The following is a 289-nucleotide window of genomic DNA, read 5'->3' on the forward strand; positions in this document are numbered from 1 at the left end:
TACCTATAGCTATTAAAGCCAAAGAAGAAGGTTTTAAAGGCTTTATACTTCCGAAGCAAAATGTCAAGGAAGCAGCAATAGTAAGCGACCTTGAGGTTTACGGGATTGAAAATATAGAGCAGCTAATTCGCTTTTTTGACAGGGGAGAGCCGCTGGAACGCACCATCATTGACACCCGAAAAGAATTCTACCAGGAACTGGAACACCCGGAGCATGATTTTGCCGATGTAAAAGGACAGGAATCGATCAAACGCTGTATGGAAATTGCAGCGGCAGGCGGACATAATAT

Annotated in this window: 1 protein-coding gene; it reads left to right on the forward strand. The window is 43.6% G+C overall.

The features are described 5' to 3' along the window. On the forward strand, positions 1-289 hold a 289-nt coding region (locus tag HC175_RS23195), incomplete at both ends, for an ATP-binding protein (RefSeq protein WP_168140100.1).

Source organism: Salinimicrobium oceani, assembly GCF_012037645.1.